The 22,346-nt window shown below is 59.1% G+C and carries 18 protein-coding genes; 7 read left to right on the forward strand and 11 right to left on the reverse strand.

Annotation, left to right across the window (positions count from 1 at the left end):
• Nucleotides 1-5 precede the first annotated feature (5 nt).
• Entirely contained in the window at nucleotides 6-3,434 is a 3,429-nt protein-coding gene (locus OHL21_RS10345) for a TonB-dependent receptor (protein WP_263417189.1), read from the reverse strand.
• 202 nt (nucleotides 3,435-3,636) lie between these two features.
• Here OHL21_RS10345 and OHL21_RS10350 point away from each other — a divergent pair, with 202 nt between their 5' ends.
• A complete protein-coding gene (locus OHL21_RS10350) occupies nucleotides 3,637-6,033 on the forward strand; it encodes a hypothetical protein (protein WP_263417190.1) in 2,397 nt (798 codons plus the stop codon).
• Nucleotides 6,034-6,084: 51 nt separating this feature from the next.
• Here the strand turns inward: OHL21_RS10350 and OHL21_RS10355 are convergent, their stop codons facing one another.
• Nucleotides 6,085-6,456, reverse strand: coding sequence for a hypothetical protein (locus OHL21_RS10355; RefSeq protein ID WP_263417191.1), 372 nt, complete (start codon nucleotides 6,454-6,456; stop codon nucleotides 6,085-6,087).
• Between the two features lie 53 nt (nucleotides 6,457-6,509).
• A complete protein-coding gene (locus OHL21_RS10360; RefSeq protein ID WP_263417192.1) occupies nucleotides 6,510-9,245 on the reverse strand; it encodes a valine--tRNA ligase in 2,736 nt (911 codons plus the stop codon).
• Nucleotides 9,246-9,365: 120 nt separating this feature from the next.
• Between OHL21_RS10360 and OHL21_RS10365 the strand changes: the two genes are divergently transcribed.
• Nucleotides 9,366-9,866 (forward strand): bactofilin family protein, encoded by a 501-nt coding sequence (locus OHL21_RS10365; protein WP_263417193.1) that lies wholly within the window; start codon nucleotides 9,366-9,368, stop codon nucleotides 9,864-9,866.
• Here the strand turns inward: OHL21_RS10365 and hslU are convergent.
• Both hslU and hslV read right to left on the reverse strand, forming a co-directional pair.
• Nucleotides 9,854-11,344, reverse strand: coding sequence for an ATP-dependent protease ATPase subunit HslU (gene hslU, locus OHL21_RS10370; RefSeq protein ID WP_263417194.1), 1,491 nt, complete (start codon nucleotides 11,342-11,344; stop codon nucleotides 9,854-9,856). The two genes, OHL21_RS10365 and hslU, sit on opposite strands and share 13 nt — an antisense overlap.
• Nucleotides 11,345-11,353: 9 nt before the next feature.
• Nucleotides 11,354-11,968 carry an ATP-dependent protease subunit HslV gene (hslV, locus tag OHL21_RS10375; protein ID WP_449649504.1) on the reverse strand — a complete coding sequence of 205 codons (615 nt, stop codon included), beginning with the start codon at nucleotides 11,966-11,968 and terminating at the stop codon, nucleotides 11,354-11,356.
• A 137-nt stretch (nucleotides 11,969-12,105) separates the two neighbouring features.
• Between hslV and OHL21_RS10380 the strand changes: the two genes are divergently transcribed.
• Together OHL21_RS10380 and OHL21_RS10385 are read left to right on the forward strand one after the other, a co-directional pair.
• Nucleotides 12,106-12,543 (forward strand): hypothetical protein, encoded by a 438-nt coding sequence (locus OHL21_RS10380; RefSeq protein WP_263417195.1) that lies wholly within the window; start codon nucleotides 12,106-12,108, stop codon nucleotides 12,541-12,543.
• A gap of 3 nt (nucleotides 12,544-12,546) precedes the next feature.
• Nucleotides 12,547-13,485 carry a cation diffusion facilitator family transporter gene (locus tag OHL21_RS10385; protein WP_263417196.1) on the forward strand — a complete coding sequence of 313 codons (939 nt, stop codon included), beginning with the start codon at nucleotides 12,547-12,549 and terminating at the stop codon, nucleotides 13,483-13,485.
• A gap of 413 nt (nucleotides 13,486-13,898) precedes the next feature.
• On the opposite strand, the gene OHL21_RS10390 is transcribed toward OHL21_RS10385, so the two are convergent.
• Nucleotides 13,899-14,510, reverse strand: a complete 612-nt coding sequence (locus tag OHL21_RS10390; RefSeq protein ID WP_263417197.1) for an FmdE family protein — start codon at nucleotides 14,508-14,510, stop codon at nucleotides 13,899-13,901.
• 235 nt (nucleotides 14,511-14,745) lie between these two features.
• Here OHL21_RS10390 and OHL21_RS10395 point away from each other — a divergent pair, with 235 nt between their 5' ends.
• Nucleotides 14,746-15,264, forward strand: a complete 519-nt coding sequence (locus OHL21_RS10395; RefSeq protein WP_263417198.1) for a bactofilin family protein — start codon at nucleotides 14,746-14,748, stop codon at nucleotides 15,262-15,264.
• An 87-nt stretch (nucleotides 15,265-15,351) separates the two neighbouring features.
• Here OHL21_RS10395 and OHL21_RS10400 read toward each other — a convergent pair whose 3' ends face one another.
• The 3 genes from OHL21_RS10400 to pheT all read right to left on the reverse strand — a co-directional run bounded on the left by OHL21_RS10400 (nucleotide 15,352) and on the right by pheT (nucleotide 18,173).
• Nucleotides 15,352-15,675, reverse strand: a complete 324-nt coding sequence (locus OHL21_RS10400; RefSeq protein ID WP_263417199.1) for a cell division protein ZapA — start codon at nucleotides 15,673-15,675, stop codon at nucleotides 15,352-15,354.
• An 8-nt stretch (nucleotides 15,676-15,683) separates the two neighbouring features.
• Nucleotides 15,684-15,965 carry a hypothetical protein gene (locus tag OHL21_RS10405; RefSeq protein WP_263417200.1) on the reverse strand — a complete coding sequence of 94 codons (282 nt, stop codon included), beginning with the start codon at nucleotides 15,963-15,965 and terminating at the stop codon, nucleotides 15,684-15,686.
• Between the two features lie 135 nt (nucleotides 15,966-16,100).
• The gene (gene pheT, locus OHL21_RS10410) at nucleotides 16,101-18,173 is read right to left on the reverse strand and encodes a phenylalanine--tRNA ligase subunit beta (RefSeq protein ID WP_263417201.1); all 2,073 of its coding nucleotides are present in this window, start codon (nucleotides 18,171-18,173) and stop codon (nucleotides 16,101-16,103) included.
• Between the two features lie 490 nt (nucleotides 18,174-18,663).
• Between pheT and OHL21_RS10415 the strand changes: the two genes are divergently transcribed.
• Nucleotides 18,664-19,098, forward strand: coding sequence for an OsmC family protein (locus OHL21_RS10415; RefSeq protein ID WP_263417202.1), 435 nt, complete (start codon nucleotides 18,664-18,666; stop codon nucleotides 19,096-19,098).
• A 56-nt stretch (nucleotides 19,099-19,154) separates the two neighbouring features.
• Here OHL21_RS10415 and OHL21_RS10420 read toward each other — a convergent pair whose 3' ends face one another.
• Complete coding sequence (locus OHL21_RS10420) at nucleotides 19,155-19,478, reverse strand: hypothetical protein (protein ID WP_263417203.1); 324 nt, start codon at nucleotides 19,476-19,478, stop codon at nucleotides 19,155-19,157.
• Between the two features lie 156 nt (nucleotides 19,479-19,634).
• Entirely contained in the window at nucleotides 19,635-19,994 is a 360-nt protein-coding gene (locus tag OHL21_RS10425) for a hypothetical protein (protein ID WP_263417204.1), read from the reverse strand.
• Nucleotides 19,995-20,105: 111 nt separating this feature from the next.
• Here OHL21_RS10425 and OHL21_RS10430 point away from each other — a divergent pair, with 111 nt between their 5' ends.
• On the forward strand, nucleotides 20,106-22,256 hold the full coding sequence (locus OHL21_RS10430) for a S9 family peptidase (protein WP_263417205.1): 2,151 nt from the start codon (nucleotides 20,106-20,108) through the stop codon (nucleotides 22,254-22,256).
• Nucleotides 22,257-22,346: the final 90 nt, after the last annotated feature.

The raw sequence follows: 22,346 nt of genomic DNA on the forward strand, positions 1-22,346 counted from the left end.
CTGTTTTAGAAGCGGTATTTCAATGCGAATTGAATCTGCCGCTGCTGCGACCGGGTGCTCTGGATGAAACCGAACGATGCCGGTGACGAAGCACTGCGGCCCGGGTTGTTGTAGCTGGAGATATTGCCGACGTTATATGCGTCGACACGGAACTGCAGCTCATGTGTCTCGTAGATCGGGAAGGTCTTGAATCCCGCCGCATCGATTCCGCGGAAGCCGGGCGAGCGCTCCGATCCGATACCCGCGTTGCCGTAGGTTCCCAGTGCAGGAACACCATACGCGCAGACACCGTTATCAACACCCGGGGTGGTGCAGGGCGTTGCCGACGGATCATTACCCCACCAGCCATAGAAACCGGCGCCGGTGTTCGGCGGGAGGAAGCGGGCATTCGTCCGCTTCAATGCGCGGTAGTGGTTGGCGCGTCCGGTCGACTGGTTCGTGCCCGCCATATTGTTTGCCTGAACCGTGATCGGGAAACCCGAGTACAGCGTTGCATTGCCCGCAACCTTCCATCCACCAACCGCGAGATCCAGCATGCGGTTCATGTTGCGGCCGAAGTGTTGTCCACGGCCGAAGGGCATTTCGACGACCCAGGTCGAGGTCAGGTTGTTGCGGATGTCGAATCCCGCCGGGCCGTATTCAGCACGCAGATCATAGGCATTCTGCGGATAGTTGGCGCCGCCGGAGATATTCGACGGTGCGGCATAACCCTGTGCATTCGTCAGGTTCTTCGAGTAGGTGTAGTTCAGGGTGAAGGTAACGCCGCGGCTGGCGCGCTTACGATAGATCGCCTCGGCGGCGTTGTAGTTCTGCATACCTTCGTGATCGAACAGAGTAACGGTTCCCGTCTGTCCTGCCAGCGAGAAGTACGGAGCTACTTCTGTCGTCGTACCCGTGTTGGTCTGCTTCAACTGGTTGATGTTGCGCAGGTTCAGCAGGCGGTTTCCGATATTGCCGACGTAGGCAACCATCACGGTCTGCGTGTTGCTGATCTGGTACTCCATGGCGAGATCGAAGGACGGCACGAATGAGGGCCGCAGGTCGTCACGCCAGGTGGTGTAGTTGGTAGCTGTGTTGACTGCCGAGGCATTGGCGAAGCCGCTCGCGGGATTGACGACAGTGCCACCCGAGGTGGTCGTTGGCACGGTTGCCGTTGCGGCCGCAGTGTTCACATAGGGGCGATTGGTGAGGTGGCTCACGAACTGGTTGAAGTCCATGAAGGTGGTGCTTGCAAATCCGCCGCGAAGCACCGTACGGTTGTTAAGCTGCCAGGCGAAGCCGAAGCGCGGATCGAACTGGCCGTAGAACGGGTTGTATAGAGCGCGGTTATTTCCGTTCTGTCCCGCGAGACGAAGCTGGCCGGTGGCGATATCGACCTTAGCCATACGGTTCTGCACTTCGTGGAATGGGGTGTCGTACTCATAGCGCAGACCCAGGTTCAAGGTCAATTTGTCAGTGATGCGCCAGTCATCCTGGAAGAAGTAGGCAGAGCGCCACTGGCGTCCGCCGCGGCGTCCAAGGGTGCCGACGCTGATGGACGATCCTGAGCTGTAGCCAAGCACGAAATCAGCGTAGTCATAGCCATTCGGTTTGCCGATGCGCGGATTGCCTGTGTAGAGACCGTTGTAGTTAAAGTTGCCCAGCGCTCCCGCGGGGTTCGCCTGGAAGTTGTTCTGGTACCACACCCACTGCAGGCCAGCCTTGAACAGATGCCTGCCGTGCTGGATGGAGAGTGTGTCGTCGTATTCGAAGTTGTTGTTCAGCGCCAGGCGTCCGCTGCCGGTTGTGCCCAGCGAGGTCGTCGGGCTCGATGCCGACTGTGTTCCGGTGAACGACTGTTGTGTGAAGCCGGGGATCGTCTGCACGAACGAGGTCGCAATGCCGACAAGGCTGTCGCCTTTGGTGCCGAAGACGCCGGTGTAGTCGATGTTGTAGCTGTTGTAGGCCATCCGCGTGAAACCGCCGCGGAACTCATTCACAATCGCCGGTGAGAAGGTGTGGGTATAAGCAGCCGCATAGCTGGCAAATGGAAACTCGGAGATCAGCGGAAACACTACGCCCATGCCCTGGTTGTTACTTCCCGAACGTGCGCGGCCATACGAAACACGAGCAAAGACAGCGTCCTTCTCGCCGATCTTGTAATCGACCTTCAGATCGCCCTGATCGTTGCGGTCCAGCGCCTTGATCGCGGTTCCGGTGTAGTTCTGATAGACGCCGTCCGGAGCGGTGGAGGCGCGGTTCGGCAGCGGATACAACTCAGGATGAGCAAAGAGATATGCGGCTACCGGATTATTGACCGGTAGCTTGTTGTTGGTAAATGCAGCGTAGTTGTTCTGCGAGTCGTAGAGCTGGCCGTAGGACGTGCCAAGCAGTGAAGAGAAATCACCGGTTCTGAAGGCTGCTGGAGCAACGCTGTAGATCGGAATCGAAGAGCTGGGTTTGCGATATCCGGCATAGTCGCCGAAGAAGAACAGCCGGTCGCGCACAATGCGTCCGCCAAGAGAGGCACCGAAGGTCTGCTGGGTGTACTTGGTACGCGCCGTCGGCGTGGTGCCGGGAGTGACACGCTTGTTGCTCCAGGTGTTGGCGTCCTGGTTCCAGTTCTGCAGGTAGTCATACACGCTGCCGTGGAAGCGGTTGCTGCCGCTCTTCAGAACGGTCAGAATCTGGCCGCCAGTACCGAAGCCGAACTCGGCCGCGGGATTAGTGCTGACTACCGTTACCTGTTGAATGGCGTCAGGGCTAGGGTTATAGCCAGGCAGGCCGAAGGCGTTGGAAAAGTTGGCGCCGCTGTCGAAGAACTGAATCCCGTCAAGCGTGTAATTGTTCGTGATCATACGGTTGCCGTTGATGCTCGGCGCCGTGGCTACGCTCTGCTGGCGGACACCGGAGTTATTCGGGCTGCCGGTAGCGCCGTTCCACTGGTTCTGGTTGGTCAAAGCGATACCGGGCATGAATTGCGTCAACTGGGTAAAGTTGCGTCCGTTCACCGGAATGTTGTCGACGGTGGTGGCGTCCACTACGGCATTGACGGTTCCGTTCTCCGCATTCAGCAGCGGAACCTCGGTCGTCACCTGCACCTGCAAGGTATCTCCGACGGTCAAACGGCCGTCCACTTTGAGTTGTTGATTGGTCTCCAGTGTGAACGGGCCGACCTGGTAGCGATTGAAGCCCTGTGCTTCGACAACGACCTGATACGAACCGATCTGCAGGAAGCGGATGGAGTAAACACCTTCCTGATTCGTCGTCGATTTGGTCGCGACATTGGTATCGCGGTTGATGGCAGTTACCGAGGCATTCGGAATCACGGCCCCTGACGCATCGGTCACCGTGCCTCCAATGGAACCTGAGGAAGACTGCGCAAGAGCAGTAGCGCCGGCCAGGCTGCAGCACAGCGCGAGGAACACCAGCTTTATGCGATTTCGTAGTTGCATTCGACCCCCATAGATAAGCCGCTCCATTCCGGTGATCGGTGTCATCCGGCTCAGCGAAATAAACACTAAAAGTGATCGATTTCCGTTGAATTGTGCAGCATAGACGCACGGTAACTCGCCGTTTAGTCACAAAGCAATAATTATTTGTCGACAATTTGCATTTTTTATATCGACAATTGTTCATGGGATACTCAAAAAGCGCATGAGACGAATCACTTTGCTTGTCGCCTGTCTTTCGGTGTGTGCCGGCTGCGCGTGGGCGCAGGTCCGCACTGTCGTTTTCGCCCGCCCGCAGACGCCGGTCGAGGCGAAGGCCATCGAGATGCTGCATGAGGAGGCCGCCAGACACACCAGCGTGCCTCTCAAGTTTGTTGAGCAAGCGCCTTCACGCCCGGCCGCCCCGCTACTCCTCATCGCGACGCGGCAACAGGTTCCCGCACTTCTGCCAGCCGATTTGCAGAACTCATGGCAGGGAACTCTCTCGCAGCTCCATCCCTCATCGGCTGCGGAAGGCTATCTGATTGCGCCGCTTCGCTGGCACGATACTCCTTTTCTGGTGATTGCCGGGAATGATGCTCGGGGCGAGCTCTTCGGCATCGGCTGGCTTCTGCGCCAACTCGCAACGAACAACACCGCGACGCTCTTTGCGACGAAAGCCTTCTTCACCGCACCGGAGAAACCCGTACGCGGCTACCAGATCGGCTACCGGATGAAGAACAACACGTACGATGCCTGGACGCTGCCGCAGTTTGAACGGCAATTGCGCGATCTGGCTGTCTTCGGGATGAACACCATGCAGGTGGTCGCTCCGGTCTCAGACGATGCTCCCACCAGCCCCCTCTACCCTGCTCCGGCGCTTGAGACTGTGATCGGCCTTTCGCGCATGAGTGCCGCCTATGGCCTGCGTTTTGACCTCTACTATCCGGAGCTCAGAAAAGACTACGGCCGTACCCAGGACCAGGAGGATGAGCTGAAGGACTTTGAGGCCCTGGTGCGTCAGCTTCCTCTGGTCGATTCGCTCCACATCCCCGGCGGTGATCCTGGCCGTACGCCTCCCGAGCTTCTCTTTCCTCTTGTACAAAGGGAGGCCGAGATCCTTCATCGCTATCATCCGGCCGCCACTATCTGGATCTCCGGGCAGGGTTTCGATGCCCAACGCTATGAGACCTTTTATCGCCTGCTGCGGCAGAAGCCATCATGGCTGACTGGCGTTTTCTTCGGACCGCAGTCGCGTGATGGTCTGCCGATACAGCGTCAGCGCATTCCCCGCGAAATCACCCTCGAGTTCTATCCTGACATTGCACATACGATGCACGCGCAGTTTCCGGTGCCGGAGTGGGACCCGATCTTCGCACTGACCGAAGGGCGTGAACCTATCTGCCCGCGGCCTGCGGGCTTCGCCGCGATCTACCGTCACTTCGCTCCGCTGCACTCCGGGTTCATGCTGTACTCCGAGGGAGTCAATGATGATGTGAACAAGTTCCTGTGGGCGCAGTGGGGTTGGTCGTCTTCATATTCCGCGCATCAGACGCTTACGCAATATGCTCGCTACTTCCTGCATGCCTGGAGTGCGCAGAGGGCAGAACAGGCTACCTCTGCTATCGAAGATCTGGAGCGGAATTGGAGCGGTCCGCTCCTTACCAATACGCATATCCCCAAAACGCTCGCGGAGTTCCGCCATATATCGCAGCCGGCCCAGAGTGGATGGCGCTGGAAGTCGCTGCTCTATCGTGCTGTTTACGATGCATACGTGCAGCAGAAGCGTAAGCGGGAGGCTGCTGCGGAACAGGAAGCCTATGCAGCGCTTACAGGCTCCGGACGCAGTGAAGAGATCGCCAATCACGCACGCACCGTGCTTATGTCCAGCTCGCCATCGGCAACGGAAACAGAATTGCACCAGCAGCTCTTTCAACTCGCGGACGATCTCTTTCACGAGGCTGGACTGCAGCTAAGTGTCTCCCGTTATCAAGCCTCCAACTGGGAGCGCGGGGCCAACCTCGACCGCGCCGATACACCGCTCAACGACCGTGTCTGGATTACGTCCGAGATCAGCAAAGCATTGCAGCAGGCATCTGAAGAAGAGCGCATCCAGCGTCTGCACCAACTCGCCCACTCCGTGAGCCTACAGGTTGGAACGCTCTACGATGATCTCGGCAATCCCGCGGCGGAGCCGCATCTGGTGCGTGGCAAAGGATGGGAACAAGACCCTGAGCTCTACCAGACCGCGATCGATGGGATCGCCGACCAGACTCTGGAGCATGGATGGAAGCTGTCGTGGTTGAGCTACGCAGAGACTCTCTACGAGACACCATTGCGGATGCACTACGATCATCTGCAGACAGCCTGCCCCTATCGTCTCCGCATCGTCTACGCTGGCGAGGAGTACCACCTGCCTATGCGTCTTACTGCAAACGGGGACACCGAGCTTCAGCCGTATCGTTTGCGCGCTACCAATCCTGAAGTTGTCGAATACGATCTCAACCCGGCGCTAACAGCACACGGAGATCTGGATCTCGCATGGAACCGGCCTACCGGAGCTGGCGGAGGTGGTCGAGGCGGTCAGGTCGCCGAGGTGTGGTTGATTCCGTGTGGCCGGTAGAACGTAAAGGGCCGCCTCTCAGCGGCCCTTTGTTCCTTGTGGTTGTTGATATCAGGCACTCTTGCGGAAACGATTGACGCCCGCCTGGGCATCCTCGCGTTTGTCGGTGACTTTATGTTGGCGCGCCGACTCCTCACTTGCGGAGTGAGAGGTGATCCCCTGGTTCTTCCCCTCGGGGGTACGCGTATTGAGTTTGCCCACAGGGGCCTGTGAACTCTGAACGGAGTGGCGTTCAATCTGCCGTTGATCGGTGTGCAGTGGGGCCCGGTCTCCTCCCATTTGCCCTGCTTCCCGAGTGACGTAACGCCGCTCTTCCTCGGCGCTCAGGCCAAGGTCTTCAATCGCCTGGTCTTCAGCCAATTCGCTCTGCGCAACATCGACATTCTGCTGTGGCTGGGTGTGGGGCGTTTTCTGAATTGCCATGGCGTCCTCCTTGGGCGATGTAAGACGCCGAAGGAGGACGCCGCGTTGTCAGCTTATTGCAGCGCTTCCAATGCCGCTTTGGCTTTGTCGTACAGCAACTGGGTCTCTGCCTGTTGCTTCTTCAAACCTTCCACGACGTGTGCCGGAGCCTTTCCGACAAACGCTTCATTACCAAGCTGTTTCGCCGCGGCCTCGAGGCCTTTGCTCAACTTGGCGAGCTCCTTGTTCAGGCGTTCGGTCTCCGCAGCCACATCGATCTGGCGCTCGTAGACGACTGCCACATCGAACTTCGGCGTATTGCGGACGTTGGCGCCGCTCAGCGCACCTTCCATAAAGTCCACTGCATCAACACGCGCCAGCCGCGACAGCATCTCGCGATTGGCATCGACCACGGCGATGACCTGGTTGTCGGCGAAGATGCGAATAGGAGCGAACTCCTTCTCCGGCACCGCAGCGTCTTTGCGCAGGCCGCGGATGGAGACGATGAGATCCTGCAGCAACGCCATGTTCTCTTCCGCATCCTTGTAGCAAGGGAAGTCGCTCGCCTGGGGATAACGTGTCAGCGCAATCGACTTGGCATATGGCTCGTTGTCATATAGCGCATGCCACACCTCTTCCGTAAGGAAGGGCATGAACGGAGAAAGCAGCCGCAGTGCAGCTTCAAAGACTCCGACCAGCGAGGCCAGCGTGATCGCAGTTTCGGCATTCCCCGGGCGGTCGAAGTTCAGACGCAGCTTGACCAGCTCCAGGTACCAGTCGCAGAACTCGCCCCAGAAGAACTGGTAGACGGCCGCTGAGGCCTCATCGAAGCGGTAGTTGTTCAGCGCTGTCTCCACTTCGGTGCTTACGACGGAGAGACGGGCAAAGATCCAGCGCGTCTCCAGCGGAGTCTCCGCCGGCAGCACGGTCACGGGCAGGTTCTCGCCCAGGCGGATCTTGTAGCCTGCCTCTTTCGCCTTCTCAATCTGCATGAAGAGGAAGCGGGCCGCATTCCAGATCTTGTTGGCGAAGGCGCGATATCCTTCGGTGCGCTGCTCGTTGAAGGCGATATCGGTTCCGGGCGAGGCCTGACTGGCCAGGGTGTAACGCACGGCATCGGTTCCAAAGCGCTCGATGATCTCGATCGGGTTGATCACGTTGCCTTTGGTCTTCGACATCTTCTGGCGGTCGGCATCGCGCACCAGGCCGTGGATGTAAACCTCCTTGAACGGCACTGCATCTTTCAACGTACGTTTGCTGCCGTCGGGCATGGGGACATCAAGCATGAAGTGGCATCCCAGCATGATCATGCGGGCTACCCAGAAGAAAAGGATGTCGAAACCGGTAACCAGCAGCTCAGTCGGATAGAAGGCTTCCAGCGCCGCACCCGCCTCCGGCCAGCCGAAGACGGTGAAGGGAAGCAGGCCAGAGGAGAACCATGTGTCCAGCACATCGGTCTCCTGCTCCAACTCATCGTTGCCACATGCCGTGCAAGCTACCGGGGTTTCCCGCGCGACGGTGATGCCGGAACACTTCGGGCAGTGCCATGCGGGAATACGATGTCCCCACCAGAGCTGACGCGAGATGCACCAGTCGTGGATGTTCCGCATCCACTCGAAGTAGGTCTTCGCATACATCTCCGGTATAAACCGGATGTGACCTTCCTCCACGGCGGCAATCGCCTTGTCAGCGAGCGGCTGGATCCTGACGAACCACTGCTTCGACAGGCGTGGCTCTACGATGGCTTTGCAGCGGTCACAGCGGCCGATGGAGTTGGTGTGGTCCTTGATAGCGACCAGATTCCCCTGGGCTTCCAGGTCGGCCACAACCTTCTCGCGCGCGGCGTAGCGGTCCAGGCCGTTGTAGGGTGAGTCCGGCAGGAGGATATGCGCGGTCTCGTCCATGATATTCAGGTTCGGCAGGTTGTGACGCTTGCCTATCTCGAAGTCATTGGGATCGTGGGCCGGTGTCACTTTCACCGCGCCGGTGCCAAACTCCGGATTCGCCCAATCATCGGCGACGATCGGAATCTCACGGCCGACCAGCGGTAGCACCAGCAGCTTGCCGATCATCGCCTTGTAGCGTTCGTCGTTCGGGTTCACGGCAACAGCGACATCGCCCAGCATCGTCTCCGGACGTGTAGTGGCAACGGTGATCGAGCCGGAGCCATCAGCCAGGTCGTAGCGGATGTGATAGATCTTGCCGGCCTGCTCCTCGTGCACTACTTCCAGGTCAGAGACGGCGGTCTGCTGCTGCGGGCACCAGTTGACGATGTACGAGCCGCGATAGATCAGGCCCTGTTCGTAGAGACGGACGAAGGCCTCACGCACCGCGGTGGAGAGGTTTTCGTCCATCGTGAAGTACTCGCGCGACCAGTCGACAGAGGCGCCCAGACGCCGCATTTGTCCGGTAATGGCGCCACCGTACTCCTGCTTCCACTGCCAGACACGCTTCGCGAAGGCTTCGCGGCCGAGCTGCTGGCGAGTTGTGTTCTCTGACGCAAGTTGGCGCTCCACCATCATCTGGGTGGCAATGCCGGCGTGATCGGTACCCGGAACCCACAGAGAGCGCTCGCCCTTCATGCGATGCCAGCGGGCCAGGATGTCCATCTCCGTCTGGTTCAGCATGTGGCCCATGTGCAGGCGGCCGGTGACGTTGGGCGGAGGCAGAAGCTGGACGAACTTTTTCTCGCCGGCAGACGTACCCGAAGGCGGGGTTGGTACGTCGAACAGACGTTCTTCAATCCAGTACCGGGCCCAGCGTTCTTCAATTGAGGTTGGATCGTAGGCTTTTGCGAGTTCCTGCGGCATGTCTATTTCCGGCGTGGCGCATGTTTGTGTGCACCATCAAGCGCACAGGGCCAAAGTTCAATTTTAGTACGAGCCGCCGGTGCTCACGGTAGAATCGGGTGCACCGCGAGGAGTGGTTTCATGCGTCGTCTACCGATTCTTGCTGCCGTTTCGCTTCTATCCATCTCCGCTGTCGTAGCGCATGCCCGCAGCTCTGAAGATCGCGCAGGAGTTGGAAACCACATCATTGTTGGAGAGAACGAGACTGTCGGCGACGTCGCCTGTGTCTTCTGCGATGTCGTTGTGCACGGCCGCGTGACTGGTGACGTTGCCATTGCCTTTGGCAAGCTGCAGGTCGATGAGGGCAAATCCATCTCGGGCGATGTCGCCGCGTTCGCGACCCCCATCACCCTGGAGGAAGGGGCCAGCATCGGCGGCGATTTAGCCGCGGTTGGCGGAAACTTTACGGAAAAGGGCGCAACCATACACGGAAATCGTGTGATCTCGTCCAGCCCGCTCTGGGTTCTGATTCCGCTGGCGCCGATCCTGTTTGTCGGCGGCCTGATCTGGCTGTTGATCACCACGATCCGCAACCGCACTCCGATGCCGCCGCCGTATCCTGGGCGTTATCAGAGGATGTAGCGGCTCAGGTCTTCGTTCTTCACGATGCTGGCGACCTGCGTCTTTACATACTCCGGTCCGATGACAATCACCTTCTCCACCGGCCCGGCCTTGGTCTGGCGATCCTCAACAGGAATCGTCGGCTGACCGTCTTCGATCTTGGGGCTCTTGAAGAGATCGGGAGCCTGGAAGCTGATCTCGTCCAGTACCCGTTCCATGATGGTGTGCAGACGGCGGGCGCCGATATTCTCCGTTGTCTCATTCACGCGGAAGGCAAACTCCGCCATCTCGCGCAGTGACTCCGCGGTGAACTCCAGCTTGACGCCTTCGGTCTCCAGCAGCGCCGTGTATTGCTTGGTCAGCGAGGACTTCGGCTCGGTCAGGATCTTGATGAAGTCTTCTACGGTGAGCGATTGCAGCTCTACCCGGATGGGGAAGCGGCCCTGCAGCTCGGGAATCAGATCTGAAGGCTTCGAGACATGGAAAGCGCCGGCGGCGATAAACAGGATGTGGTCGGTTGAGACCATGCCGTACTTTGTGCTGACGGTGGTGCCTTCAACGATGGGTAGAATGTCGCGCTGAACGCCCTCGCGTGAAACATCGGGGCCGTGTCCGCCTTCGCGTCCGGCGATCTTGTCGATCTCGTCCAGGAAGACGATGCCGGAGTCTTCGACGCGCTCGACGGCCTGGCGCGTGACCTGGTCCAGGTCGATCAACCGCTGCTCTTCTTCCTGCACCAGGTAATCGAAGGCCTCGGGCACCTTCATCTTGCGCTTCTTGGTGCGCGGAGCGAAGAGGCCGGGAAGCATGTCCTTCAGATTGACGTCCATCTCCTCCTGGCCCTGGCTGGTGATGATTTCGAAGGACGGGCCATTCTTGTCACGGACATCCAGCTCGACGGTGCGGTCATCCAGCTTGCCTTCACGGAACTGCTGGCGGAGCTTCTCGCGTGTCTTGTGCTCGCTTGCCTGCGCAGCCTCGACATTCCCTTCCAGCAACGGTTTGCCATCCTGGGTTGCCACCGGCGGTACAACAGGCGTGGGCGGCAACAGCAAATCGAGCAGACGCTCTTCGGCATTCAGCTCGGCCTTGTCTTCGATCTCTTCCAGCTTCTCCTCGCGCACCATGTCGATAGAGATCTCGACGAGATCGCGCACAATGGATTCGACATCGCGGCCCACGTAGCCGACTTCGGTGAATTTGCTGGCTTCGACCTTCAGGAAAGGCGAGTTGGTCAGCTTGGCCAGGCGCCGGGCAATCTCGGTTTTGCCCACACCGGTGGGCCCGATCATGATGATGTTCTTCGGCATGATCTCGTCGGCGAGCTCTGGGGAGAGCTTCTGACGGCGCATGCGGTTGCGCAGGGCAATGGCGACGGCGCGCTTGGCAGCCTTCTGGCCGACGACATATTTGTCGAGTTCGGCGACGATCTCGCGGGGCGTCAGCTCATCAAGCGCGAGTGCCTGGTCTTCGGCGGTGCCGGGAAGGTAGATGGCCATGAGGTACTCCTAAGCCTTCAGCTCTTCAATCGTGAATGTCTGGTTGGTGTAGATGCAGATGTCGCCGGCGATCTTCATTGACTTCTCGGCGATCTCGCGGGCGCCCATCTCTGTGTTCTGGTACAGCGCGCGGGCGGCGGCAAGGGCAAAGCTGCCGCCGGAGCCGATGGCGCAGATGCCTTCATCCGGATCGATCACGTCCCCGGTTCCAGAGAGGAGGAAGGTCTGGTTCAGGTCCGCTACGACGAGCAGGGCTTCCAACTGCCGCAGCATCTTGTCGGTGCGCCAGTCCTTGGCCAGCTCTACCGCTGCGCGGCCGAGGTTGCCGGCATACTGCTCCAGCTTCGATTCGAAGCGCCCGAAGAGCGAAAAAGCATCGGCGGTCGAACCCGCAAATCCTGCCAGCACCTTGTCCTGATACAGCCGGCGGATCTTTTTGGCCGAGTGCTTCAGAACGCTCGCGCCCAGGGTGACCTGCCCGTCGGCGGCCATTACCACCTGGTTATTGCGCCGCACACAGATGACCGTCGTCGACCGGATGCGGCCGGCGGAGAGGTCGATCGGATGCCCGATCTGGTGTCCGGTTTGGGCGGAATTTCCTTTGCTTGCAGCGGTTTTGCTCACACCTTATTGTACGCCGCCTCGCCGCGCTTCCAGGCCATGCGGATGGGCATCAAATAAGTGTCAGGTGGCGGGAAAACCGTCAGGCTGCCCGGTTGCGATGTCATACTAGCGGCAGCAAGTCTGAGGTACTTTTCGCAATGCGTTTTGCTGGGCTTCCTTTGGTTCAAGCCGTGATCCACCATCCGCGGGTGGCGATCGCCATCGGCGGCGGGTTGGTGGTCGCTGTGGCGATCACCGCATGGCTGGCGCTTCGCCGCAAGCCATCACCGGAGGAGCTGGAACGCCGCCGGCGCCAGCTTCTGGCCGAGTCCGGAAGGTTGATCGACGGCACCATTGTGGAAGCCACCGGTCCGGAAGAGATTCCGGATGTGTTGGTTTACAAATATGAGCTTGCCGGTGTCGAATACGAAGCCGCACAGGACGTTACACCGCTCCGGGACCGTATCGCCAAAGTTCGCTGGGACCTTCCGGTAAGCATCAAGTACGATCCCCGCAACCCCGGCAATAGCATCGTGCTCGCCGAAAGCTGGAGCGGTTTGCGCGGCAGCGAAGGCACTTCCGCAGGAGCTCTCTGATCGATGCATGTTCACGGCAGTCCGACCGGTAAGACGCAACGCGTGCTGCAGTTTTCGCTGCTGCTGACGGCGCTCTATGTGATCGCGACTCTGTGGTTCGGCATCCGTGCCCGATCGCTGGCTCTGGTCGGCGAGGCTGGCCACAATGCCAGCGACTTCTTCGCCATCCTGCTCAGTTTTGTGGCCGTCTATTTCCAGGCCAAACCGGCTACGGACGAAAAGACCTTCGGTTATCAGCGCGCCGGTGTTCTGGCCGCGTTTGTCAACGGCATCACCCTGATCGTGATCGCCATCTGGATCGGCCTCGCCGCCGTCGGTCGTCTCTACCGGCCAGTCGATGTGCAGCCGGGGATCATGATGACGGTCGCCGCCTTTGGGGTGGTGATGAATGGCGTCATTGCGCTGTTGCTCTGGCGTGTGGGCCGCGATCTGAATCTGCGCTCGGTCTTCCTGCACATGATGGGTGACGCCCTGTCGACGGCCGCTGTGATCGTCGGAGGTGCGGCGATTGCCTGGACTGGCCTGCGCTGGATCGATCCTGTCCTCTCGATTGGCATTGCTGCCATGATCCTGTGGTCGAGTATCGGGATCGTGCGCGAGACCCTGAATATTCTGCTGGAAGGCACACCGCGCAGTCTCTGCCTGGCCGATGTTCGCGAGGCGATGCGTGACATCCCTGGTGTGCGGGATGTGCATGACCTGCATGTCTGGAGCCTGGGATCGCAGAGCTATGCTTTGGCCAGCCATGTCACCGTTGGCGATGTTCCTATGCAGGACCAGGCCGGAATCCTTGATGGAATCCGAGGGGCGCTACGCCGCAACTTCCATATCACTCACACAACGATCCAGTTCGAGATGGAGTGCTGCCCTGGCGCGGAAGAGAACTGCTGCGCACCTCCGGAAGAAGCACATCACGACTGCGACCATACCCACGCGCATTAGGTCGATCCGAATCTAGGGGTAATCGAACCAGAGTATGGGCTATTCGAATGTACCAACTAGCAACCAGGAACTACGGCGTATCGACAAATTCAGTTGATCTGATACAGCCTGAGTGAAAGTGGTGGGAGCAGCGGGCTTGAGCCCGCTGATAAGGCGTAAAAGTAGACGGGCTTTTAGCCCTGGGCCTCTTCTGTCTGTGAGGAAAAGCCCAGGGCTAAAAGCCCATTTCAATATTGGGCCGATAGACCGTGGGCTGAAAGCCCACGGCTCCCACCGGTTCGAGCTTCGCTCGAACATCCACCATCGCGTATCGGGGTCCCCGACGAACTTCGTTCGTTGGGGCCATTTGCGATGGATGGGGCACCCAGAGTATGGCTATCTGGAATTTGTCGATACGCCCTAGCAACCAGCAACTAGAGAGGCTGATAATACCGCTCTTTGGGTGCAGCACAGGCTCGGCACAATATCTCTCCCTCACCTTCGCCAACCACAAAGCGGTCATAGTTGATGCCTTCACCGCATTGTGCGCAGGCGACGCGCTCCCCCTTGTATCCCGGAAACTCTTTTGGCGGCAGATACACCGAGACCCATTCCTCGCTGAACAGCTCCGCTTCCGGCATTTCGCGATAGGCCAGCATCTGCTGCGCGTTCTTTGGTTCGACGTCAGGATAGAGTTCCTTTGCCCGCTGCTTGCTGCTCTCCAGCGCGCAGACGCGGATCGCTTTGTAGCGATCGTCACCCAGAGGCAGAGAGAGATCAGCAAAGGTCGCAGCCATCTTGCCATAGTCAACTGGCTTCAGAGCTCGTTTCCCCAGCCGGCAGCCGGTGACGACACCGATCGCGTCGGTGGCGCAGCGATCAATCTCGATCCAGGTGACCAGGCGCTTGCGGTCTTTTCCGCGGGGCTCGTCGATCCCCAGACGGGCACAAGCCAGCATTGCCATACGCACTCCGAGAATCTGCCCGGCACAAAGATGTCCGTGCGCGATCTCGGCTTCCTTCAGCAATTCATCCAGGGTCAGCATGGCTTAATGGTGCCGGGTTCCGCAGGCAAAAAACAAGGGTCGCCCTTCCGCGAGCGAAGTCCTTTTTTCTCCATATCTTCGCTGGTTACAAGATAGGTGCCCTGTGGAAAGCGTCCCTAGTTTTCCGCAAACTTTGCGACTAGGGGATTAACCACGGAGTAATATCAACCCTAAAGGGCAGCGGACGCGAGCCGCAGTCAAACACGCGTACGAACGAAAGGAAACAGGATTCACCATGTGGAAACCGAACCAGCCCGGCAACGTGCCCACCTCAACCCCCGAACCAATTCGTCCGACCCCGCCAGCGACCGGCTATGAACCGGCAGCGGCGCGGACACCTGCTTCTTCTCCTGCTGCCGCCACGACCGGCGAGCAGGCTACGATTGGCAAATCCCTCGTCGTCAAGGGCGAAGTCTCCGGTTCGGAGAGCTTGTTCATCGACGGCAAGGTGGAAGGCGCCATCAATCTGCCGGGGAACCGTGTAACGGTTGGCCGTAATGGTCAGGTAGCCGCAAACATCAGCGCGCGCGAAATCGTCGTGCTGGGTAAGGTGCGTGGCAATTGCCAGGCCAGTGATCGCGTGGAGATTCGTAGCGAAGGCTCGCTGACCGGCGATGTGATCGCTGCCCGTATCAGCATCGAGGACGGCGCCTTCTTCAAGGGCGGTATCGATATCCGCAAGCCCGGTGGTACGGACGCCAAGGGCGGCCCGGCGGTCGTCGAGAAGTCTGAGCCGGTTGCGGCAGAAGCATAACTCAAATTGTTCCCAGATCTGCACGGTTGCAACACACAAGAAAGCCCCGCTCTCCGCGGGGCTTTTTCGCGTTTGATTGGAACCACATCAGCCGACGCGGCGTTCTTCCAGAATCGAATCGAGCAGACCTGCCAACGAATCGGCGCGGTTGCGCACGGTTGTTGAGGTCTCTTCCACGCTGCCCTCAAGCTCCGAGTAGCGTCCGCGTGCCTGCTCCAATTCATCGGCGATATTCAATGCTGCCAGAACAGCGACACGCAGAGAATCTACAGTTGCGCCATGGGCAGCGACGGCACGCATTTTTGCGTCGACCAACGCGGCCAGACGTTCGATGTACTGCGTGTCGGTTCCGCGCAGATTATAGATCTGCCCGTAGATATCAACACTGACGGCCTGGGGGACTTCTGCCATCGTTCCTCCTACAGCGTCTCGAGCTGCTCGAGCAGCTTCTCCATGCGTCCGCGCACGTTTTCACGTTCGCCCTTCAGGGTCTCGACCTGGGTCTGGACGTCCTGGGTCTCCATCTGCTGCAGCTCGAGCTGTTCGCGCAGTGACTGCACCTGCTGCGTGAGTTGCGCGACCTTCGCCTCGGCGGCGGCGCGCTCTTCGCGCTCCTTGCGGACAATCTCAACGGCACGGAGCACCTTCTGTTCAAGTGCCTGCAGTTCATCAACGGTTACGGTGGTTGGGGCGGTGCTCATAGCTGAAAATCTACCTCTTCTGGGCGAAGTATAGCCTTCGTGCGGGTGGATGTGTGGCTGGAAATCCACAAGCTGGGAATCTGGCTCGGCACCCGTCTCTTCACAACGTTGCCTGGAGGAGTTGGATGACAAGCCCTACGCGCGCAGTTTGCCGCCAAGCCCTTCCAGAGTTTTGATGATCTCGGCCGACCAGCCCGTCAGTTCTTCGTCGCGCAGCGTTCGCTCCTGCGACTGAAAGACTACGCGGGTCAGCAAGGAGTAGTGTCCGGCAGCGACAGCCTTGCCCTTCGCATCGCGGAAGATCTCCTCCGGAGCCACTCGCAGCAGCTCGGCGTTTCCGAGTCCATGAATCGCGGCTTCCACTGCTGCCCATGTCACGGCATCGGGGAAGACAAACGAGAAGTCGCGCTCGACTGCCTGGTAGCGCGAGATCTCATGCGCTACCGGTGTGCGTAGCGGGAAGGCGAAGAGCTTCGCCAGGTTTACCTCGGCCAGCCAAACTGGCTGCCGCAGCTTGCGTTTAGCGGCTTCTGCCGAAGACAGCTCTCCGAGCGCGGCCACGATTTGGCCTTCAATGCTGATCGTGGCTCCGCGGCCTGGCTCAATCCACGACGGCAGATCTTTCTGCGCATACACCGGCGCTGTGATGCGGAACCGAGCAAACAGCTTTTCGAGCGCGCCCTTCAACTCGTAGAAGAGGGCATCGGCCTCGTTTACCAGTGCGGTGGCGCGGGCTCCGCCGGTTGCTCCGAGAGAGAGTGATGGCTCTTCGACGACCTTTGCTGTCGATCCTGTGAAACGTGTGCCCATTTCATAGAGGCGAACGTCATTTACGTCGCGGTTCAGGTTCGTCGCCAGCATGGTCACCATGCCGGGCAGCAGCGATGGCCGCAGATTACCTGCCTCTTCATTCAGCGGATTGCCCATCGGTACACCGCCGCCTGCGAAGGTCTGCGAGTCGGTTTCGGAGGCAAAGGTGCTGGAGATCGCCTCCGTAAAACCCGCGGCAAGCAATGTCGAGCGTACCGCGCTCTCCGGAGCTTCGTGGGGCAGCTCCACGACTCCACCGGAGAACGACGGCAGCGTATTCTCGAACCGGTTGTAGCCATACACGCGTGCGACCTCTTCAATCAGATCGATCTCACGCTCAAGATCAAGCCGCCACGAGGGCAACGTCACCGCATAGGAACTATCGCCGGCAGGGGTCAGGACGCAGCCCAGGGCACGCAGATATTGCTCCACAACACAGGCGGTAATGCCTTTGCCATCGATTGTGGAGCCAAGCAGGCGCTGCACTTCACTTGCTGCCAGAGCAATCGGAGGGCGTTTCACTGTCTTTGCTTCGACCTCCGGAATCAGAACATTGGTCATCGCTCCGGTCAGAGTGCCGCCGCAGGACTGCAGGATCAGCTTTGAGACCAAGGCATTGGCCGCCGGTGCAGCCGCGATATCCGCGCCGCGCTCGAAACGATGCGAGGCATCGGTATGTAGGCCGTGACGGCGTGAACTCCGGCGGATGCTCGCTGGATCGAACCAAGCAGCCTCCACCAGGATGTTCTTCGTCTCTTCCGTGACGCGCGAGTCCCAGCCACCCATCACGCCGGCCAGACCAAGCGCCTTCTTCTCGTCGGCGATGACCAGGTCGTCGGCTTCCAGCACTTTGTCGGTGCCATCCAGCAGCTTGATGGTTTCGCCCTTGCGCGCGGTGCGCACCACAATGGCGCCCTCGATCTTGTCCAGATCGAAGACATGCGTCGGGTGGCCCATCGCCAGCCAGGTGTAGTTGGTAATGTCGACCGCGTTCGAGATTGGCTTCTGCCCCAGTGCCGCAAAACGCGAGGCGATGTCGCCCTCGCTCGCCTTAACGGCCACGCCGCGGATCACCTGGGCTGTGAAGCGTCCGCACAGCTCCTTCGCCTCAATGCGCACCGGGTGAGACTCACCTGCGGAGGGAGTGGGCAGCGCCAGATCCAGCGGCTGCAGCGGAACGTCATAGATGGCTGCTACCTCACGGGCCACACCGTAGTGGTTCATCGCATCCACGCGGTTGGTGGTGATGTCCATCTCGAACAGAGAGCCGTTGCCGTCGTTCAATTCGAAGACACCTTCGACGGCGATGCCGCGCAGGGTCAGGTCATCGGCCAGTTGACGGTCAGAGACGGTGAGCGCAGGAAGGTAGGAGCGGAGCCAGTTGGAGAGGATCTTCATTGCCAGGGTACTGGCAATAGTCTATCGAACCCGGAGCTGTGGCCGTCTGGGCCTGGGCACAGCCCCTTTTGTTTGTCATCCCGAACGGATCTGATTTTCGGGTCTGCCTAGGTCAGAGTTATCGGCACAAAAGCAGATTTCTCCGCTTACGCTTCACCCCAGCCAGCTAAGCTGGCGGGAACCCGAGCGCTCCGAAATGACAAACAAAAAAGGCCGGAACTTTAAACGCCAAAGGTGCACGCTTTAGTAATAATCCGCGCACGACATGTAATAGCCGCACTGGTCACAGATCAGCTTGCACCGGCGGCTGGTAAGGCGCGCCGAGCACGTCGGACAGTACACTTGGTGGTGTTCGCCGGGTAGCGGGCAGCTCTCCGTATCCTCGGCGGCCGTCTCAACCGTTTGTTCAGGTTGCGTCTGCATGGCAGGAGCATACACCTGCAACGCGAAAAAAATCGCAGCATCTAACCGCTACAAGGAGAAAGAATCGATGGCTATCGCAGATCGCACTGCAACCGCGGTATGGAAGGGTGGACTGAAGGACGGAAGCGGCGTTATCTCGACGCAGAGCGGCGTCCTCAAGGATCAGGAGTACTCGTTCGTTACGCGCTTTGAGAACAAGCCAGGCACCAACCCCGAGGAGCTGATCGCCGCCGCCCATGCCGGCTGCTACTCGATGGCTCTCTCGGCCGAACTGACCAAGAACAACACGCCGCCGGCCTCCATCGATACCACCGCGAAAGTCACCCTCGATATGGTCAATGGCGCACCCACCGTCAACGAGATCCTGCTTACGGTCAAGGCCAGCATTCCCGGGCTTGATGCCGCGAAGTTCCACGAAATCGCGGATGGCGCCAAGAAGAACTGCCCGATCTCGCGGCTACTGGCTGCGGCCGAAATCACCCTCGACGCTACTCTTCTCTAACTCCGCTTAAAACAAAATCCCCGCTCCATGAGAGCGGGGATTTTTTATGTTTTTTGTTACCGTACGCGAACCCCGAAGCTGACGCCCGGGCGATAGTAGTAGGGCGGAGGCACCGGCCGCACATACACTGGCCGCGGAGCGTAGTAGACAGGTCTCGGAGCGTAGTAGCCGTAAGGCCGATAGTAGCCATAGGGCCGGTAATAGCCACCATAGTACGGCCGATAATAGGGCGGCGGCACCGGCCGAGCTACCAGCACTGGGCCGCCAATCTGAACGCCAACCGCAACCTGGGCCTCACTCTTTTGCGGAGCCGCCACGAACATCGCGCCGGCCAACGCGGCGCCGGCAATCCACCTGGAAATTGTCTTCAGAGCACTCATCGCATTTACCTCCTGCGTACATCCAGTTGAACGGGAAACATCGCTTTGTGTTGCGCGCAACCTTTCAAGATGTCTTGGGTTGCTGCTGTAACCTACTGACTCAAAAGGAAAAATGCGGGACGGGTAACGTGCACCCGCCCCGGGTGGAAGGCGTACTTAGCGGCGTCCGTAGCCGTATCCGTACCCATAGCCGTGGTCACGGTCCAAGTCGCGTCCGCGATCATGGTCGTAGTCGCGATAGTAGTCACGGTCATAGTGGCGTTCGCGTTCCCAACGCTCGTGCTGCCAGTACTGGCGGCGGCGCCAGTCGTCACGGTCACAGTAAGCTCCGTTGTAGTAGCCACCGTTGTAGGCATAGGCATACGGATACGCAGGCTGGGCTACAACGACGGGACCGCCGATCTGCACACCGAACGAGACACGCTGCGCCTCTGCTTTGTGAGAGAGACCGAAGAACATCGCGGCAGCTATTGCCGCCCCGCCCATCCACTTCGTTGCCGACTTGATCCTATTCATATGCGGTAACCTCCGCCTTACGTTCTGCTCAAACGCGTTTTGTTGCACCTTGTTGCGCGCAACAAACATGGCTGCACCGGGTTGCGCGAGCGGCGGTAGACTAATCTCCTCATGCGACCCTTCCTTCTCTTCAGCGCGATGGTTTTCGGTACAGTTGTGGCAGCTTCCGGGCAGGTAAAACGCCCGATGACCTTCGAAGACCTGCAACAGATCAAACGTGTTGCCGACCCTCAGGTCTCGCCCTCAGGCAAGTGGGTCATGTTTTCGGCCACCTCAGTGGATCTGGCTACGAATAAAAAGACCACTCACCTCTATACCGTTCCCGTCGACGGCAGCGCGAAGGAGAAGGCCATCACAGCGGGCAAAGACGGTGAGACCGGCGGCCGCTTCTCGCCCGATGGCAAGCAGGTGCTCTTCCTCTCCAGCAACGAGGGGAGCCAGCAGATCTATCTCGCTCCCTGGGATGAGCAGCAGGGAGTGGTCGGTCCGTCACAAAAGCTGACCAATATCTCTACCGAGGCGGACGGCGCTATTTGGTCTCCGAAAGGCAACTGGATCGCGTTTGTCAGCGATGTCTATCCGGAGTGCGCCAGGGAAGGCGCAGTGGATGATGCCTGCAACAAAACGAAAGACGATGCTGCGGCAAAAAGCCCCGTAAAGGCGCAGATCTGGGATGGTCTTCTCTACCGTCACTGGGACCACTACCAGGGACTGAAACGCAGCCACATTCTGCTGGTCAGCGCCGATGGCAAGCAGATGCGCGATCTGACACCCACACGCGATATCAAAGACCATATCGCTCCTACCTTCTCGCTTGGAGGGCCTATTGGCTATGCGTTCTCGCCCGACGAGAAAGAGCTGGCCTATGTGGTGAATATGGATGAGGTTCCAGCGGCCAGCACCAACAATGACATCTACACGGTGGATCTCACGTCGTCGAGTGGGAAGCCGGTCAAGGTTACAACCTCACCCGGCAGCGATGATGGTCCGGCATACTCTCCGGACGGAAAGTATCTCGCTTTCCGTTCGCAGGCGCGGCCCGGCTATGAATCAGACCGCTTCCGGTTGATGTTGTATGACCGGGAGAAGAAAACCGCTACAGAGGCGGTCAGACGATTCGACAATTGGGTGGACGAGTTCACCTGGTCGCCCGATTCGAAGCGGATCTACTTCGCGTCTGGTTCTGAGGGGCAGGAGCCTGTGTTTGCGATTGATGTTGATGGTCCAGCTGCCGGAGAAGCAAAAGACATCGTTCATGGAGCGGAGTTCAGTTCTCTGGCCCTGACACCAGACGGCAAGACATTGATTGCGGCCGCGATGAAAGTAGACCGCCCGGCGGGTATCGTCTCGCTGACAGCCGCAGGCCCGTCCGATCATTACTCCGAGTTGTCAAAGGGGAATGAGGAGCTGATCCATTCGCTTGAACTCCCCGCGATGGAATCTTTCAAGTTCCCAGGCGCCGGTGGCACTTCTGTGCAGGGCTTCATCATCCGTCCGCCAAACTTCGATTCACAGAAGAAGTACCCTTTGAAATTCCTCATCCACGGTGGCCCACAGGGGGCCTGGGGAGATATGTGGAGCTATCGCTGGAATCCTGAACTCTTTGCCGCCAACGGCTATGTCGTAGTCATGATCAATCCGCGCGGTTCTACTGGTTATGGGCAGGCCTTCATTGACGGCGTAAATGGAGACTGGGGCGGTAAGCCGTACATCGATCTGATGAAGGGACTCGATTACGCTGAGGCGCATTATCCCTTCATCGACAAAGACCGTGAGTGTGCACTCGGTGCGAGCTATGGCGGCTTCATGGCGAACTGGATTCTGACGCACAACAACCGATTCAAGTGCATCGTGACACACGACGGTATGTACAATCCGCAGTCAGCTTACGGCTCTACGGAAGAGATGTGGTTCAACGAGTGGGAGTTCCGCCGTGCTGGCGACAAGGAGCCGGGTCAGCCCTGGCGCTACGCATTGCTGCCTGCAGCACGAGATCCCTTCCGCAAATGGTCACCCATGCTAAATATCAAAAACGCAAAGACGCCTACGCTGGTCGTTCATAGCCAGAAAGACTATCGCCTCGACGTCAGCGAGGGCTTCCAACTCTTTACCGCGCTGCAGCGGCTCAAGGTGCCAAGCAAGATGCTGTACTTCCCGGACGAAGGCCACTGGGTGCTGAAGCCACAGAACTCGCGGCTGTGGTACCAGACAGTCAACGACTGGTGCGACCGCTGGACCTACAGCAACGCCTACGCAAAGTAAATAGTGTGGTGAGTCTGAAGTTCATAGCAAAATGCTGTCATCCTAAGCGCTGAAGGCGCGTTCTATACCAGCCTGGGGCAACGCCCCAGG

It is taken from the genome of Terriglobus albidus (genome assembly GCF_025685425.1).
GTDB lineage: Bacteria > Acidobacteriota > Terriglobia > Terriglobales > Acidobacteriaceae > Terriglobus > Terriglobus albidus.